1 protein-coding gene is annotated in these 1,613 nt (G+C 65.7%); it reads right to left on the bottom strand.

All coding sequences use genetic code 11. From position 1 onward, the window contains the following. A partial coding sequence (locus tag XI04_RS08125; protein ID WP_271623553.1) for a hybrid sensor histidine kinase/response regulator occupies positions 1-1,613 on the bottom strand: 1,613 nt, incomplete at both ends.

Genomic DNA, 1,613 nt, shown 5'->3' on the forward strand with positions numbered 1-1,613 from the left:
CGAACTCGAACCCGTTCATGTCGGGCATCTCGATGTCGGTCAGGACCACGTCGAAGCTCTGCGCCCGCAGTGCCGCGAGGCCCTCCTGCGCGGTCGGCGCGGTGCGGACGCGGTAGCCGGCGGCCTTGAGCACGGGCGCCAGCATGTTGCGGAAGAAGGCGCTGTCGTCGACCAGCAGCACCGACTGCGAGTGCATCGACGGCTTCATCTCCTTGCGGGTGAACCAGTCGGCGAACGCCATCGGGAGGAAGTGGCCGACGTCGATCACCTCGGTGGCCTGGCCCTTGATCACGGCCGAGCCGAGGATGCCGGAGGCGGAGCCGCCGACCTCGATGTTGAGCCGTTCCTCGACGATGTCGATGATCTCGTCGACGACGAGGCCCATGGAGCGGCCGTCATCGGCGAACACCAGGATCGGCTGGGCGCCCTGGCTGGCAATGGTGACGCTCTCCATGGCGACGAGCGGCATCAGCTGCTCGCGGTATTGCACCATGTAGCGGCCGTTCGAGAACTCGATCTTGTCGGCGGGCAGCTCTTCCAGGCGCGTGACGAGGCCAAGCGGGACCGCCTTGGGCTGCGACGAGCCGGCGCGGAACACCAGCAGCGAAGTGGTCTGCTCGCCGCTTCCGATGTGATGCGCGCCGTTCTCGTCGCCCATGTCATGGGCCGAGGAGCCGGCGGCGCCAAGCGCCTTGGCAATGCCGTTGGGGTCGATGATCATGATCACCGCGCCATCGCCCAGGATGGTGTTGCCGGAGAACATGTCGATGTGACGCAGCTTGGTCGACATCGGCTTCACGACGATCTCTTCGGTGTGGAACACGCCGTCGACGACGATGCCGAAGGTCTGGCTGCCGACTTGCGTGACCACGATGAAGCCGTTCTCGGGATCGGACGCGGCGCCGTCGTCGATCTTGAGCAGCTTCTTCAGATGGATCAGCGGCAGCAGCTTGTTGCGCAGACGGAGGACCGCGGTGTCCTTGATGCGCTCGATGCGGTGCTCTGAGTTGGCGCGGGCCCGGACCAGCTCGACCACCGAGAGCTGCGGGATCGCAAAGCGGTCGCCGGCGGCTTCGACGATCAGGGCGGAGACGATCGCCAGCGTCAGCGGGATCTTGATGGTGACGGAGCTTCCCTCGCCGGCCACCGACTTGATGTCGATGGTGCCGCCGATCTGGTCGATATTGGTGCGCACCACGTCCATGCCGACGCCGCGGCCGGAGACCGAGGTGATGGCGGCTGCGGTGGAGAAGCCGGGCGCGAAGATGAACTTGTGGATCTGGGCTTCGCTCATCTTCTCGAGCTCGGCCTCGGTGACCAACCCTGAGGAGATCGCCTTGGCCTTGATCTTCTCGGTGTTGAGGCCACGGCCGTTGTCGGCGATGCAGATGATGATGTGGCCGCCCTCGTGATAGGCGGACAGGCGGATGGTGCCCTGCTCGCCCTTGCCGGATGCGAGACGCTCCGCGGGGGTCTCCAGGCCATGATCGGCGGAGTTGCGCACCATGTGGGTGAGCGGGTCCTTGATCAAATCGAGCACCTGGCGGTCGAGCTCGGTGTCGGCGCCGTGCATCTCCAATTCGATCTGCTTGCCGAGTTCGCTCGACAGGTCC

The sequence above is a fragment of the Bradyrhizobium sp. CCBAU 11430 genome (genome assembly GCF_028128855.1).
GTDB classification, from domain to species: domain Bacteria; phylum Pseudomonadota; class Alphaproteobacteria; order Rhizobiales; family Xanthobacteraceae; genus Bradyrhizobium; species Bradyrhizobium ottawaense.